Below are 14658 nucleotides of genomic sequence, written 5' to 3' on the forward strand. Positions count from 1 at the left end.
GTTTAGAACTTATAAGTTCTAAACTTGAGAGGTGTGGACGGTTGATGTTGAGCTGGTATCCCAATGACTGTAACTTTAGAGGATTTTCTAGCGGAACATCCGGTGGACAGAACTTTAGTTGATTCTCATAAGCAACGAATGATGGCGGAAGTGCGCGCCTATAAACTGCGGGAACTGCGAGAAGCGTCCGGACTAACGCAGCAGCAACTGGCCACACGTATCGGGGTTTCGCAGCGACAGGTTTCCAAGATTGAACGCGGAGATTTAGAAAGCACCAAAGTTGGCACTATCAGGGGTTATCTGGAGGCCGTGGGGGGAGGGCTCGCAGTAGAGTTCGTCCGCGGTGACGCCCGTATCCGGGTTGCTTAGAAACATAAATGGGCGCGGGTCGACTAGGTAGACCGATGCTGCCCAAAGGTACGGGGAAAAGGAGTTTACCTTTAACGGCAAGTAATCCCCGTGCGCGGCTATGCTCTGCGGGCATTCTTGCCCGGCGACGCCGGTAGCCTCCAGCTTAGGGCGGTCTTTTTTAATCGATCCGGGCTCTGCCGGGTTCAATCATCCTTGCAGCACCTCCGTTGCTTATAATCTGGCTATAATGTGGAGGTAGGAGCGTAAGGAGGATACGTGAGGGCAGTAGCAGAGAAAAAGGCCGGGTTACCACCCGAGATGGCCAATGCTGCTGGTGATATTTCGTCCTCGCAAATAAAATCTACAGACCATGCCGCGGCTAAAGATAGCGCGCACCGGGAAGTCTCTATAGAGCAGCCGATCCTGTTCCTGGATGTAGACGGGCCGCTGAACCTGTGGGGGAGGGCTAACCGGCGTATTCTCAATCCGCTGCTGCGTGCCCACTTAATACATATACAACCAGATAATTCCTTTAACGTTAATGTGGTGCTTTCCCGCCTTCTGGGTCCGCGCCTGCGGGAACTTGGCAAATATTTCGAAGTGCGGTGGGCGACCTCCTGGAATCAGTGGGCGAATCAGCATCTTTCCCCACTGCTGGGGATTTCGAAGAATCTTCCCTGGGTGCGCTGCCCTAACGGTGACCCCCGGGCAAAATTTCCCGAAGTTATGGCTGCTGCCGGAGACGCCAGTTTTGCCTGGGTAGATGATTATTTAACCGAGGAAGTAGCCCAACAAACTCGTAAGAAATTGCTCTCTCCGCAGTGCGCTCTTTTAGTTTCGCCCCATATTATGTGCGGTATAGATCGCGAAGTTGCCCACCTGCTAAAATGGTTTTCGCAAATACCGCAAACGGAGCGGGAACCAGGCAGACGCGAGGCGCGGAAAGCGGCTAGTCTTCTAAGTTCAGGAAGAGTTTCCGCCTGGCTGGTTACTCCCTCAATGGTGATGTGTTTGAGTTTGCGAAAGGGGGCAAAGCGCTATGGCTAAACTGACGGTAGGGAAAGTGGCGAAGCGTTGCCTGGAAATATCAAAACAGTTAAACCCCCGACTTGACGATCCTCGTTTACAGGATCTGCGCGTCAGTATCGAGCAGGCACGCCGCGCGATTAAGGAAGGGCAGTTACCACGTTGGCAGGTGAAACGACTGGTAGATACGGTCGCTTTGGCGGCAATGCTCACTGGTAATGCTAAACTCGCGGAACAAGTTTTTGGGTTGTGGATGAAATCCGGACAGTCGATCTCCCAAAACCCGGCATCTTTGGTATTAGAACCACTCTCGGATTTAGGAAAAAAATCCGAGGGAGCGTCACCGGAGGCTAACCCGGGGCAGCCTGCTGGGCAGGCGCTTGCGGAAGAGGTCGATAACTTCCAAAGCTCAGGAATGGGACTAGCCGCTATGGTCTCGGCAGCTTACGCGGCTGAAAACGATAGTGCCCAAAACCCTGCGGAAAGTGCCGGGGTGAAGCAATCATCCAGTAAAACTCCTGCGCCGCAGCCGGCGGAAGCAGAATCAAAATCTGACCAAAGCAATCCAAAGCCGGTCGCTACCGCACCAGCTCCTGCGGTTTCTGCTAACGCTGAATGGAGTGCTTCGCGCGGACAAATGCCCTGGCTACCCGTCCAGCGCCCGGCTCCGGCGCCGGATTGGCGAGAGGAAGTCGAACCTGCGCCCGCTGCCGATATTGCTGAGGCGAATTCATCCCAGGTAAAACCGGAAACCAGTCCGGGTAATGTTTTGGCTCCGGGCAGCGAGTTTCCTCCTCGCCGCTCCCTGGTACGCCGGGATCTTTCCCCCCAGTCTCCCACCCTAGCCAGCAGCCAGATACGACCGGCGCCTGCTCCGCCTGCTGATCAGCCCTTGCCAAGTGCAGCACCCCCAAAGCCAGCGGCGCCGGCACCGCCCGCACCAGTAACGCCGGCAGCTGCCCCAACTGAGGTGGCGCCGACGCAGGCACCACCGCTTGATGATGCTGCTATCTGGGATTATTTCCAAAAGATGGGTTTTGATTCCAAACTCAATATGAGTTTCGAAGAGTTCGTGGCGCGCAAGAACCATACTGTGTCCAGTAACGCTGAAACTGGGAGTAACTTAGCAGCACATCCGGCCACGCAACTAGAGGCACCGCGTTCGGCTTTTGCGGAAGTGCCGGATGAAATGCCAGCTAGTCTGCTAGCTTCGCAGTCAGAACCCTCAGAATCAGCCCTTGCGCCAGCAGAATCGGCTTTGCGACGAGCTGCCCAAAGTCCGTTGGCGCCCTCTCGGGTACCTCCCGCCGCCCCCCATAAGCCCCGGGAAATATTAGCTGATGCCGACCGGCAGCCTTCAACCAGGCTAATCACTATTCGGGTACGCGGCTATTTTGACTATCAACCCCGTTTTACTCGCCCGAAACAGCGTCTCGATGAACCAGCAGTGGCTGGCTCTACCACCTCTTTCGCTAAAAGTATTATTAGTGCCGAGGGGCCGATGCCCCTAGAATTTTTAGCGCGCCGTTTGTGTCAGAAGTACCGGATTGAATATCACGAGCAGCGGCCGGAAGAGATCAGTCGTTGCCTCGGCTCGGGGTTGCGTCTGATATCAGAGCCCGGAATGCGCACTGTTTGGCCAGCTGGGGTCGATCCTCTCAACTGGAATACCGCTCTGCAATCTCCAATTGGATTACCTCGTAAACTGGAGTCGCTGACCCTAACAGAGGTAGCTAACGCCTTGCGGTGGCAGATCTCGCGTACTAACAGCATGGAGCGAACCGAGATTATAGGTGAAGCCTTTAAGCTGCTTTACGGTATTTCTCCCTTAACTGCGCCAGCTAGACAGCTAGCAGATAGAGCTATTTCCTATGGGATAGCCAATAATCTGTTGGAAGCCGGTAATGACACCCTGTGGCTGCCCTGATATTAGCGAGTGAAGTCTTTAAAATCTGTTGTCCACCTGATAGGGGTATTTATCTAAACTCATCTGAAGATAACCAAATTACGAGCTAAAAATACGGGGGTTGGGAAATATTTCCCAACCCCCGCAAGGCATTTATTTAGTTATAGAACTAGCGCAGCGCCTAGATTTTCACCTGCTCCGAAAGGGGAGTGTGATTACCGAAACGGTGGTTAGTGAAGGCTACTGCCTGCTCGCGAACAAATGGGATCATTTCTACGCGTCCACAGGCAGTCACCGGATGTGACCAGACCGCTACATTCACATTGCCATTAACTGCTTCATTGACTGCCTTCACATCTCCACCGATCAGGCGGATACGTCCATCCAGCCCGGCAGCGGCAGCCCAGGCCGGCAGACGGTCACGGAAGGACTGATCGGACTCGACCTCGTAATCAATGTGCTGTACGCGCAGGTACTGAAGCAACGCGGAATCTGGTTCTTGCGGCATCGATACCGAAATCTGCGAACCAACGGCGCGACCTGCAGCTGCCAGCATTAACACCTGAGAGGCGTCCTCGCCCTCGGATAGACGGATAAGTACCGGCAGCGGGCGGTAACGCAACACGTTACGTTCAACCCGCAGATCCGAGGGGTCATGCCCAATGCCAAACTCGCTGTCTAGAGCCTGCTGTGAAGAACGCAGCGAGGCCATTACGAACTCTTTATTGGAGTCCAAAGAGCGCGCTACTTTCGCGGCTTCCACCAAGGCACGGTTGCGTAGCTCCACGCCTTCGTTTTCCGGAATACCATCGGCCTCCCATTCGCCTAAACCGAACAGGTAGGACGGACCGCCAGCTTTCGTACCCGCCCCAATCGCGGAGTTCTTCCAACCACCGAAGGGCTGACGGCGCACGATAGCGCCGGTGATACCGCGGTTGACGTAGACGTTACCGGACTGTACGCGATCCAGCCACAGGTTGATTTCATCGGCATCCAAAGAGTGCAAACCAGCGGTCAAACCATAGTCGGTCGCGTTCTGGATCTCGATGGCTTCTTCCAGAGTGTCACAGCGGATAATCCCCAGAATCGGACCGAAGTATTCGGTCAGGTGGTATTCACTGCCCGGTTGTACCCCAGCGCGAATGCCGGGAGTCCAGAGTTTCCCGGATTCATCAAGCTGCTTGGGCTTGAGCGCCCAATGCTCTCCCGGCCCCAAAGTGGTTAGGCCGCGCAGCAGCTTCCCCTTAGCCGGAGCGCATAGCGAACCGGTTTGGCTGGAGGGGTTGGAGGGGTAGTCCACCACTAGGGAACGTACGCCGTCAAGTAGCTGACGATGAACCCTCTCGGAATAACCGACGGAACCGACCAGGATGGCCAGGGAAGAAGCGGAGCACTTTTGTCCACAGTGGCTGAACGCCGAGTTAATAATATCTTTGACCGCCAGGTCTAGATCTGCCGAGGGGGTGACAATAATAGCGTTCTTACCAGAGGTTTCCGCCAACAGTCCCATATTATTGTCCCAGGAACGGAACATCTTGGCGGTGTCGATCGAACCAGTCAAGATTACGCGATCTACCCGCTCATCAGCCATCAGGTTCTTGCCGAGTTCCCGATTGCCTAGTTGGACAAACTGCAAAACCTCACGCGGAACCCCCGCTTCCCACATAATCTGGGCAAGCAGTGCACCGGTGCGGCACGATTCTTTGGCTGGCTTGAAGATCACTGCCGAACCTGCTGCCAACGCCGAAACGGTCGAACCAGTAGGAATAGCGATTGGGAAGTTCCAGGGCGGGGTAGAAACCGTTACCCGTGCCGGCTGGAACTTGGCGCCCGCTTGCTGTTCTAGCTCTAGGCACTGCTGCGCGTAGTAGTGGCAGAAGTCCACGGCCTCCGATACCTCAATATCGCCGCCATCTAAAGCTTTGCCACATTCTGCGGCCGCGATTTCCATCAGTTTCGCCCGGTTTTGGCTCATTAGTACGCCAACACGGTGAATAATCTCGCTGCGTTCCTTGGCGGGACGTGCTGCCCACACTTCGGCGGCCGCGGCTGCTCCTGCCAGCATTTGATCCAACACATTAGCGTCGGAAACGGTGGCTTCCTCGACCTCTTTAATCCCAATCTGGCAATCGGGAATCGCCTTAACGATCTGGCGTGACCATTCGATATTTTCCGGTAGGGAAGGATCAGAATCCGGGGTGTTCTCGAAAGTCCACTCCCCATCCTTTTGTACGAAAGATTTAATATCTTCAGCCGTCTCGGTGAGACGATTTTGCTGGCGGACCGGGCCGACCTCGACGTCATAGACCCGCGCTAAGGCGCGCCGGAAACGCTGCTCTTCCTTGTGAAGCACATTGGCGTCATCCAGATCAAAAATATCAGACATGAAGTTCTGATCTAGCGAGTTTTCTTCCAGGCGCCGCACCAAATAGGCAATCGCCACATCGTATTCTTCCGGATTAACTACCGGCACGTAGAACAGGAGATGACCGGTATCCTCGGCTACTGCCTTGGACTGGGGAGAAGCCATACCGGTCAGCATCTCGAACTCTACGCCGCCGGACTCTAACACTCCGCGTTCATGTGCCAGTTCGTAGGCAAAGCCTACGGTGAAAAGGTTCATCCCGGCCACGCCGATCTTAATGTTGCGAGTGCGCTCTTTAGTCAGGGCGTAGTCCAACACCTTCATATAGTTCGAGTCGGTGTCTTGCTTGCTCTTTTGGGTAGTGAGTTTCCAGCCACGTTCGCGAGAATCAACGGTTTCCATCGAAAGGTTCGCGCCTTTAACTACGCGAACTTTGATCCGTCCGCCCCCGTTAGCTACGCGCTTAGCTGCCCATTCTTGCAGGTTCTGCATTGCGGGGAGGGCGTCGGGCAGGTAAGCCTGTAACACGATGCCAGCTTCCAGCTTTTCTAGACCGGGGGTCTCCAGAATCTTCTTGAATACATCAATGGTCATATGGAGGTCTTTATATTCTTCCATATCCAGGTTGATGAACTTCTTTGGTTCATAGGAGTTTGCGCGCCGATATAGCGGTAGGAGAGCTTTTACAGCTCGATCGACCACATGATCATATGCCCAAGGATTGTGAGGGCCGGTAACTGCAGATACCTTCAAAGATACGTATTCAACATCGGGACGTTCCAGCAGCGCCATGGTGTCGGTAAGCCGTTTATTAGCTTCTTCATCACCCAGGATGGCTTCACCCAGCAGGTTCATATTGAGCCGCATTCCGCCTTGCTTGAGCCGTTCAATCGCCGGTCCTAGTTTGACGTCAGATACGTCCAGAACCAGATCCCCGACTAGTTTCGCGAACACCGTGCGGGTAATGGGAATAACCATTTTTGGTAGCAGCGGAGCCATAGCGCCGCCTACCTTAAAGGGTAAACGCAGGTACCAGGGCAGGAAGCTCACGGAGGAGGACGAGAGACGGTTTAGTTCCTCGGCGGCGACCTTAATGTCCTCGGGGCGAATGACTCCGTCAACAAAGGCAACGGTGAAGTCTAGGCCTGCTTGATCTTCGAGCACCTGGGACAAGAGTTTTGCTGCCCGATCTTCCGGGTATTTCTCAGACTCCCGTACCCATTTTTGGGCACGAGCAACCGCCAAGTCCGCTAAGTGACGGCAGTCGCCGGTTTCCCCACCAACTTTGGGGGGAGCCACGCTTTCTGACATTTGTTTGCGTCCTTTCTTAGGAAACTGTTAATAGGTATCGATCGCACCTAAGGCGTAGAGAGCCGAGCTGTATGGTAGCTCGACCCTCTACGCACTTACATGTTCAAGGTAACACTAGATGCGCAGGTGTGTACCCTGATTTAAGGGACTTTTTTCCTAGAGTCCACGTTTATTTGCTGGGCTTGTCTGTGGTCTCCCCCTCTACCGCAGCAAAAGGCACAGTAGTAATCGGGGTAACGGAGCGACCTTTCAGAGCCGAGTTGATTTCATCTTGCGAAGCGTGAGCGAGCTTGACCGACAGGTCGAACTCTTCCTCAATCTCTGCATTCGGCTTGTAGGTGGCGCGGGAAACCAACCAAGAAACCAGGAGGTTCAACAAGAATCCCGGCAGGATCTCGTATACCTGGAAGATCATCGGTAAGGTATCGGGCAGGTTGCCCCAGATACCTACGGTGATAGCACCCACGGCCATACCGGCGGCAGCGCCCTGCCAGGTGTATTTGCGCCAGTAGAGGCTGAGCACGATTACCGGACCAAAGGCGGCGCCGAATCCTGCCCAGGCGAAGGCAACCAGACCCAGGATCGAGTCAGTACGGAACCAGGCAAAGAAAGCGGCGATAACCGAAATCGCTAACACCACCATCCGGCCGGCATTGATACCCTTGGCGCCCAGCAAGCGACGCTTCTTGATGCCCCGGTAGATATCTTCTACTACTGCCGAGGAGGTCACCAGCAGCTGCGATGAAACGGTAGACATGATGGCGGCCAAAATAGCAGCCAGCATAAACCCGGCTAGTACCGAGGGGAAGAGCTGTTGACCCATCACCAGGTAGATACTTTCTTGCGGATTCTGTTTCACCAGCGCCAAGGCTTCTTTGATTCCGGCGAGGCCGTTTTCGGACAGGGCACGCCCGATTAGGGCGGTCAAAGTTGCGCCCAACACGCACAGGAACATCCAGCCGATGCCCAGGCGGCGAGCCGAAGTTGCTTCCTTGGGAGAGCGTAGCGCCATGTAGCGTACGATCACGTGGGGCATACCTACATATCCCAGACCCCAGGCCAAGCCGTTAAGGATGGACAGCTTACCTGCCGCCCCGTCACCCACTATGGAGAACATCTGTCCTTCCAGGCCGTTCAGAGTATCGGTCATCACTCCAAAGCCACCCAGGGCAACCACGCCGAAGATTGGTACTAGGAGCAGGGCGATTAGCATCATAATGCCCTGTACCATATCTGTCCAGGAGACAGCTAGGAACCCGCCTACCAAGGTGTAGAGGATGACTACGCCGGCTACGACCACCATGCCTACGTGGTAGTTGACATGGAAAATAGATTCGAAGAACACCCCACCGGACACCATGCCGCTAGCTACGTAGATGGTGAAGAAGAAAAGAATAATAATCCCAGCTACCAGCTGGAGGATGTATTTCTCGTCTTTTAGACGCGCTGACATGAAGGAAGGTACGGTAATCGAGTCTCCCGCTATTTGCGAATAGGAACGCAAGCGGGGAGCTACCCATTTCCAAGCGCACCAGGAGCCGATCAGCAAGCCGATAGCAATCCACGATTCGACTAAGCCGGTTAAGTAGAGCGCCCCGGGCAGTCCCATCATTAGCCAGCCTGACATATCTGCAGCTCCCGCCGAGAGGGCGGCGACCAGGGGAGGTAGGGAGCGACCGCCAACCATGAAGTCATCCATGGTTTGAGTGCGGGTGTATCCGTAGATGCCAATTAGAATCATGGCTACAAAATAGATAACCATTGCAATGGCGATGCCGCTGGTGCTTCCGCTGTTAATAAAATCTGCCGCACCAACGGTGGGCATCAGTAATGTTGAGAATGTAGTTATCATTTGCTCTCCATTGGGGTTAATGCCGATACTTTCGACTTCGAAACATATTATCTTGCTGTCAAGCAAATCACAATATCCCCCGGGACTTTAGGTATGTGAGAGCTAGAGATCCTTTTTGCTGCATCTGGGGTAAAAGGCCAGGAAACTCTAGGTTTTAAGTCCGTATTTTTTAAGTATTTTTTTCTGAAAAAATCTAGGCCTTAAGGCCTGTATTGCTATGACGCAGATCACTTAAAACCTAAAAAGCTGCTTCGGGAGAGCGTAAAAAGGCAGATTTAGTCACGCAGATTATTTGCGAACTAGGTATTGTCTTTACCCCCGGAAGGGAATAATTTTCATAAACCCGGGAGCACAGACATAGCGACGGCTTGCCCAGAGCGAGTAAGAGTATTTCTTAGATCCCGGCGCTCAGTTCAAGTTAGCTAGGGGATACACCAGCGCGGTAGCTATAGCCGCCGCTCCCTCCCCGCGGCCAGTGAACCCCAGGTTGTCCGAGGTAGTCGCAGAAATAGACACCGGTGCCCCTACTGCTTCCTCCAGCACGGCGCGCGCCTGCTGATAACGCTGCCCCATCCGCGGGCGGTTCGCGATCACCTGAACCGCGGCGTTTCCCAGTCCCCACCCGGCCTGATGAATAATCTGCATGGTAGCTGCCAATAGCTGAGTGCCGCTGGCACCTTTCCACTCGGGACGGTCAGTACCAAAATGGGTGCCCAGATCCCCTTGCCCAGCGGCTGATAAAATCGCGTCACACAGAGCGTGAGCAGCTACATCGGCATCCGAATGTCCTTTAAGAGGGAGCTCTCCCGGCCAAGAAAGTCCTGCAACCATGCAGGGACGGGCAGTCGAGCTGGGGTCGGCCGGGTCGGCGAAAGCGTGAACGTCACTACCAATGCCCACCCGAGGTAGCAGGTAGGGAACAGAATTAATGTCGGTATGAGGGCGATTGTCAGCCGGAAAATCCGGGCGGCCAGGGGTGTGGGAATTGTTCATGTCCCCAGTTTAGCGATCCGGGTTCTTACCCGAGTCACGGTTGCCTGGCAGTACTAAAGCTTGATCGCATCCAAAAGACCTGGGGCACTGAAATATCTCACCGGTAAAACCCTAGGGATCGAGGCGAAATACCTCCAGGTCAACAACTCTCGGCTCCGGGTAATCTGCCATATGCACGATCAGCATTCCCGCGGTTTTTAAATAGGGGTCAGCCTGGGGCAGCAACCTGCCTAGATGGTTAGGGGTAAGCGGTGCTAGCTCCCCGATAATTCCTGGAATCGTAGGCCGATGTACGCAAATTGCCAGGGGAGCGGCCGGTTGATCTAGCTGACTTTCCGAAAGCAATCCCCGGATTACCCCTCGCATCCGCGAGGGATCTTCCCGATAGGCGTCCTCGGTGAAGGAAGCTTCCGTTTTTAAGGGAGTGCCCGAAAGCGTGGCATAAGGGGCGACCGTGGCCACGCAGCGGCGCCACGGCGAAGTGATTATCTGATTGATACCAAAGGCGGAAAGTGCTGGAACCAGGCGTAACACTTGCGAGGAGCCGCGGCGCGAAAGGGGCCGGGTCATTTCGCCACCCTCCCATTGGGAGCGTTTAGTGGCTTTAGCGTGCCGGAGCACCGCCACTGTCCGAGTACTCAAAGTACGTTCTGCCAGTCGGGTGAGCAGTTCTTCCAACAGCCGGCGATCCCCGCGGCGAGTCAGCAGTCGCATGGCTTTGCGCGCACCCACCCATTGTGACTTATCAATTTCTTTGCTCGGAGCTGGGGGAGCCAAGGGGCGTGCTCGCAGAGTTTCCGTGGGAACATCTGGGAATCCTACCCAGTAGTAAACTTCTTTGGTCACTCCCGACCCCAGGCGATAACGCTGCACGGTCAGCGGCGCTCCTAGGCGAATCGGAACTTCAGTTTCCTCTTCGACTTCGCGTACCGCGGTTGCAGGCAGGGATTCTCCGCTTTCCCGTTTGCCTTTGGGCCAAGACCAGTCATCATAGCGGGGACGATGTACAATCAGCACCTCGATATCCTGGCGCTGGGCAGCGATGGAAGTGCCTCGAATTGGGGTGGCTCCCTCTCGCAGACGCCACACTAGTGCGCCTGCAGATCGTACTATCCGCATATGCGGTGGCTTAGGTCGAGCCGTCATGGTAGCAACTTGCCTTTCTCGTAATCTGTCCCTATTGTCTAACAAATTACTTATAAGGTCATTCTCCCAGGTAAAAAGGGTGATAACTGTTCAACATGAAGAGTTAGATGGACGATCAGCCGTCTAGCGCCCTTTCATCCGCGAGTTAGCCTTGTTAATTAGGTACTCTTGAATGTCCATAAGAGGCGAGCCATCTTTGCTATTAATATGTCGCCGCCAAGTACCGTCCCGGCGTAAATGCCAAGAAGATACTTCTGGAGAGGCTTGAAGCTTGACCAAATCCATGAGTTCCGCGGTCATTTCGGGATCTTTGATCCGGATCAGCGCCTCTACCCGGCGATCCAAGTTGCGGTGCATCAGGTCAGCAGAACCGATCCAAACCTCTGGCTGCCCCCCGTTTTCAAAAGCGTAAATACGGGAGTGCTCCAGGAAACGACCCAAAATGGAACGCACCCGGATATTTTCCGATAGTCCGCGCACCCCGGAGCGAATCGTACAAATTCCGCGCACCACAATATCTATCGGTACCCCTGCCTGGCTGGCGCGATAGAGGGCATCAGTTACCGCTTCGTCTACCAGGGAGTTTACTTTAATTCCGATATAGGCGGGCAAGCCTTTCTGGTAATTTTCTACTTCGCGTTCAATGCGTTCAATAATGCCCGGGCGGATGGAGCGGGGAGCCACCAGCAGGCGATGGAAGGAAGTGCGGGGCGCATAACCGGACAGCTGATTGAACAGGCGAGTAAGGTCTTGGGCTACCTCGCGATCGCAGGTCAGCAACCCCAGATCTTCATATCCGCGTGCCGTCTTGGGGTGATAATTCCCGGTACCTACGTGACAGTAACGGCGCAGGCCATCGGCTTCTTCGCGAACCACCATCGACAGTTTGCAGTGGGTCTTCAAACCCACCATGCCATAGACCACGTGTACCCCGGCGCGCTCTAGTTTGCGTGCCCACGAAATATTGGCGTCCTCGTCGAAACGGGCTTTGATTTCTACAATCGCCAACACCTGTTTTCCGTTTTGTGCCGCCTCGATCAGGGCAGACACGATCGGAGAATCCGAGGAAGTACGGTACAGGGTTTGTTTTAGGGAACGCACTTTCGGATCCCTAGCGGCATAGGTGACGAAATGTTGCACCGAGGTAGAGAAGGAATCATAGGGGTGATGCAAGAGCACATCGTGACTGCGGATCATTGCGAAAATATCGGTGGGGGTAGCCGATTCTACTTCCGCTAACCCGGCAGCGGTAGCTGGAACAAACTTCTGGTATTTCAGTTCCGGCAAATCTAGTTCATGCAGCTCGTTCAGGCAGCGCAAGTCAATCGGTTCCGGAAGGGCAAAAACGTCCTCCATCCCAATTTCCAGTTTGGCAACCAAGAAGTCTAATACCGGACGGGAGATGCCTTCGGCAACCTCTAGGCGTACTGCCGGGCCGAAGCGGCGCCGCAGCAATTCTTGTTCCATTGCGGTTAGCAGGTTCTCCGCGTCGTCCTCTTCGACTTCCAGGTCCTCGTTGCGGGTCAGGCGGAACACGTGATGTTCCAAGATTTCCATACCCGGGAAGAGGTGATCGAGGTGGGGGCCAATCACATCCTCCAGGGAAATAAAGGTGGCTTCCCCGTTAGTGTCAATCGCGTCTTCCGGACTGACCTGGTCTATTGCCTGTTCCACACAGATTAGCCGAGGCAGGCTTTCCGGGATTTTAACCCGGGCAAAATGCTGCTTTCCCGTTAAGGGATTACGCACCACTACCGCCAAATTAACTGACAGTCCCGAAATATAGGGGAAGGGGTGCGAAGGATCGACCGCCAGCGGAGTCAGGATCGGGAAAATCTGGCGGCGGAAATATCCGTGCAGAAAATCCTGTTGTTCCGGGGAAAGATCGTTCCAACGCCGTAGTTTGATCCCCACATTTTCCAGTTCGCCTAGCAAAGTGTTTTGCACAAAATCGGCTTGCCGAGCACACAGAACTTGGGCGCGTTCAGTCACCAGGTCAAGCACCTGCCGGGGAGTAAGGCCGGAGGCGGCGGTGCGGGCAATTCCGGCGGCAATGCGGCGTTTAAGCCCTGCCACGCGCACCATATAGAACTCGTCAAGATTGGAAGAGAAAATCGTGGTGAACCAGGCGCGCTCCAAGATTGGGAGCCGCTCGTCCTCTGCCTGCTCTAATACCCGCTGGTTGAACTGCATCCAAGATAGTTCCCTGTCCCCAAAACGCCCTTTGGGGAGGGGTTTGTCTTGACCGAGGGGACCGGCTTGCGCCAGTTTGTCCATCCCAGGCGCTTCTCGCAAAGTGGAGGGGCTGATTTGGGAAAGATCTTCGGGGCCATCGGTTTGGGCATGACCGGCGGTATCATCCTTTACTTCACTGGCTACAGCTTCGCTGTCTTTACTGTCAGCTGCTTTATTAGCGGTCTTGTCGGAACTAGAAGCTATAGTTATTTCCGGTCGCGCTGACTGGTCGCCTTCGGTATTAATTTTCCTGCCGTCAACGAAAGGGGAGGCTCCAGTAGGCAGGTCGTAGTCCGCGTCCTCGTAATCGGTGCCGGGAAACTGTTCAGGAGAGGTCTTCGAAGATATCAACTCGTCAGCGGTGGCGGTCTCAAAGTTGGATTGTGCCGCTTGCCGGTCTACCTGAGCTACCGGTTCAGTTTGCGGGTTTTCTTTATACATCCGGGCAATGTCGGCGGGCGAAGGCACCACATGAGAGTCCCCTTGCGCATCCTCTTTAATTTTAGCTTTACCTACTTTAGGTTCTGGCTTGTTGTCAGCTTCCTGTTTGCTGTCCATGCCGATCCCTTCTAATAAATAATTTGGTGACGGTACTGAACTAGTCCGGGTAGATTCAGTTCTAGTTTAGGCGATTTACCTTGGCTGCACGCGCTGAAAGCTTTAGGTCGCGCGCGGTTTGTAATAGCGCTTCGGGACGCAGGGTTACCGGATCGGCCAGTTCATCGCGAGCGTCTTTAATCCAGTCGGCATTGACCCCACTGGCCAGGACTTTCAGGAAATCGCTGGTGCGATCAAGCAGCGGAGCCAGCTGGTCAATGGAGGTTTGGGTTCGCCACAGCTCCGCTAGTTTATTCATGAGGGCGGAAACCGATTTTTCGCAATGCTCGCGCGAAAAAACTTCCCCAATTTTTAGAGCCGCCAGCCCCTGCTGGAAACGCTCATTTACCAGATCTGGGTCGCGTAAATACCATTGATGAACCAAGTAAAGCCGCCAGAGCGTTCCGGGCAAAGTATTGGCTGGGGAGGCGGACCAGAGCTCACTGACCGTATCTATTCCTCCAGATTCGAGCAGCTCCCGTAAACGTTTAACCTGATCGTCACTTTCTTTTTCGATTCCTAGCAGAGTTTGCGCTACCAAATGGGCAACCTCCGAAGAGATCGCCCCGTCCTCGGCACCGGGAATGTTTTCTGCCTGCTCGGCATCTAGCATCGCTGGCCTGCGCGGAGTTCTCCGTGTAGTCATTTGTTTCCTCCTTTAATATCCCTATTGTCTCCCATGCATCATTACTTGGGGCAGCTTTGCTTTTATTGCGCGAGTTAGGAGCTGCTGGCGTCCAAAGTAGGGTTTGCCCGTTTCCTCGCTGTTACTTTCTGCGCTCGTCCCCATTAGTAAGGGTGGCGGAGTCAATGTGTGAGACCGCTCAATAAAATGCGAGATAGTGGTTACTCGCGGCTAGAATAATTTCAGGTTTG

General features: G+C 54.4%; 9 protein-coding genes. 3 read left to right on the top strand and 6 right to left on the bottom strand.

What is annotated here, in order from left to right; genetic code table 11:
- The first annotated feature begins 63 nt into the window (after window positions 1-63).
- From L0M99_RS05230 to L0M99_RS05240, 3 genes are all read left to right on the top strand, one after another.
- On the top strand, window positions 64-369 hold the full coding sequence (locus L0M99_RS05230) for a helix-turn-helix transcriptional regulator (protein ID WP_238127994.1): 306 nt from the start codon (window positions 64-66) through the stop codon (window positions 367-369).
- Between the two features lie 258 nt (window positions 370-627).
- Window positions 628-1398, top strand: coding sequence for a hypothetical protein (locus L0M99_RS05235; protein ID WP_238127995.1), 771 nt, complete (start codon window positions 628-630; stop codon window positions 1396-1398).
- Complete coding sequence (locus L0M99_RS05240) at window positions 1391-3304, top strand: hypothetical protein (protein WP_238127996.1); 1914 nt, start codon at window positions 1391-1393, stop codon at window positions 3302-3304. Before L0M99_RS05235 ends, L0M99_RS05240 begins: the two co-directional genes overlap by 8 nt.
- Window positions 3305-3464: 160 nt before the next feature.
- On the opposite strand, the gene L0M99_RS05245 is transcribed toward L0M99_RS05240, so the two are convergent.
- From L0M99_RS05245 to L0M99_RS05270, 6 genes are all read right to left on the bottom strand, one after another.
- Window positions 3465-6959, bottom strand: a complete 3495-nt coding sequence (locus L0M99_RS05245; protein WP_238127997.1) for a proline dehydrogenase family protein — start codon at window positions 6957-6959, stop codon at window positions 3465-3467.
- 169 nt (window positions 6960-7128) lie between these two features.
- A complete protein-coding gene (gene putP, locus L0M99_RS05250; RefSeq protein ID WP_238127998.1) occupies window positions 7129-8811 on the bottom strand; it encodes a sodium/proline symporter PutP in 1683 nt (560 codons plus the stop codon).
- A gap of 408 nt (window positions 8812-9219) precedes the next feature.
- Window positions 9220-9741 (bottom strand): 2-C-methyl-D-erythritol 2,4-cyclodiphosphate synthase, encoded by a 522-nt coding sequence (ispF, locus tag L0M99_RS05255; protein WP_038110614.1) that lies wholly within the window; start codon window positions 9739-9741, stop codon window positions 9220-9222.
- A gap of 174 nt (window positions 9742-9915) precedes the next feature.
- On the bottom strand, window positions 9916-10923 hold the full coding sequence (locus tag L0M99_RS05260; RefSeq protein ID WP_238127999.1) for an NUDIX hydrolase: 1008 nt from the start codon (window positions 10921-10923) through the stop codon (window positions 9916-9918).
- Window positions 10924-11073: 150 nt separating this feature from the next.
- Complete coding sequence (locus L0M99_RS05265) at window positions 11074-13227, bottom strand: RNA degradosome polyphosphate kinase (RefSeq protein ID WP_238128003.1); 2154 nt, start codon at window positions 13225-13227, stop codon at window positions 11074-11076.
- Window positions 13228-13804: 577 nt separating this feature from the next.
- Window positions 13805-14428, bottom strand: coding sequence for a hypothetical protein (locus L0M99_RS05270; RefSeq protein ID WP_024060044.1), 624 nt, complete (start codon window positions 14426-14428; stop codon window positions 13805-13807).
- Window positions 14429-14658 lie beyond the last annotated feature (230 nt).

It is taken from the genome of Varibaculum cambriense, from assembly GCF_022133705.1.
Classification (GTDB): Bacteria; Actinomycetota; Actinomycetes; order Actinomycetales; family Actinomycetaceae; genus Varibaculum; species Varibaculum cambriense_A.

Bases quoted from the DNA above. Each gene is read 5' to 3' on its own strand.
- L0M99_RS05230 (WP_238127994.1), top strand. From the start codon at position 64: ATGACTGTAACTTTAGAGGATTTTCTAGCGGAACATCCGGTGGACAGA.
- L0M99_RS05240 (WP_238127996.1), top strand. From the start codon at position 1,391: ATGGCTAAACTGACGGTAGGGAAAGTGGCGAAGCGTTGCCTGGAAATA.
- L0M99_RS05245 (WP_238127997.1), bottom strand. From the start codon at position 6,959: ATGTCAGAAAGCGTGGCTCCCCCCAAAGTTGGTGGGGAAACCGGCGAC.
- putP (WP_238127998.1), bottom strand. From the start codon at position 8,811: ATGATAACTACATTCTCAACATTACTGATGCCCACCGTTGGTGCGGCA.
- L0M99_RS05260 (WP_238127999.1), bottom strand. From the start codon at position 10,923: ATGCGGATAGTACGATCTGCAGGCGCACTAGTGTGGCGTCTGCGAGAG.
- L0M99_RS05265 (WP_238128003.1), bottom strand. From the start codon at position 13,227: ATGGACAAACTGGCGCAAGCCGGTCCCCTCGGTCAAGACAAACCCCTC.
- L0M99_RS05270 (WP_024060044.1), bottom strand. From the start codon at position 14,428: ATGACTACACGGAGAACTCCGCGCAGGCCAGCGATGCTAGATGCCGAG.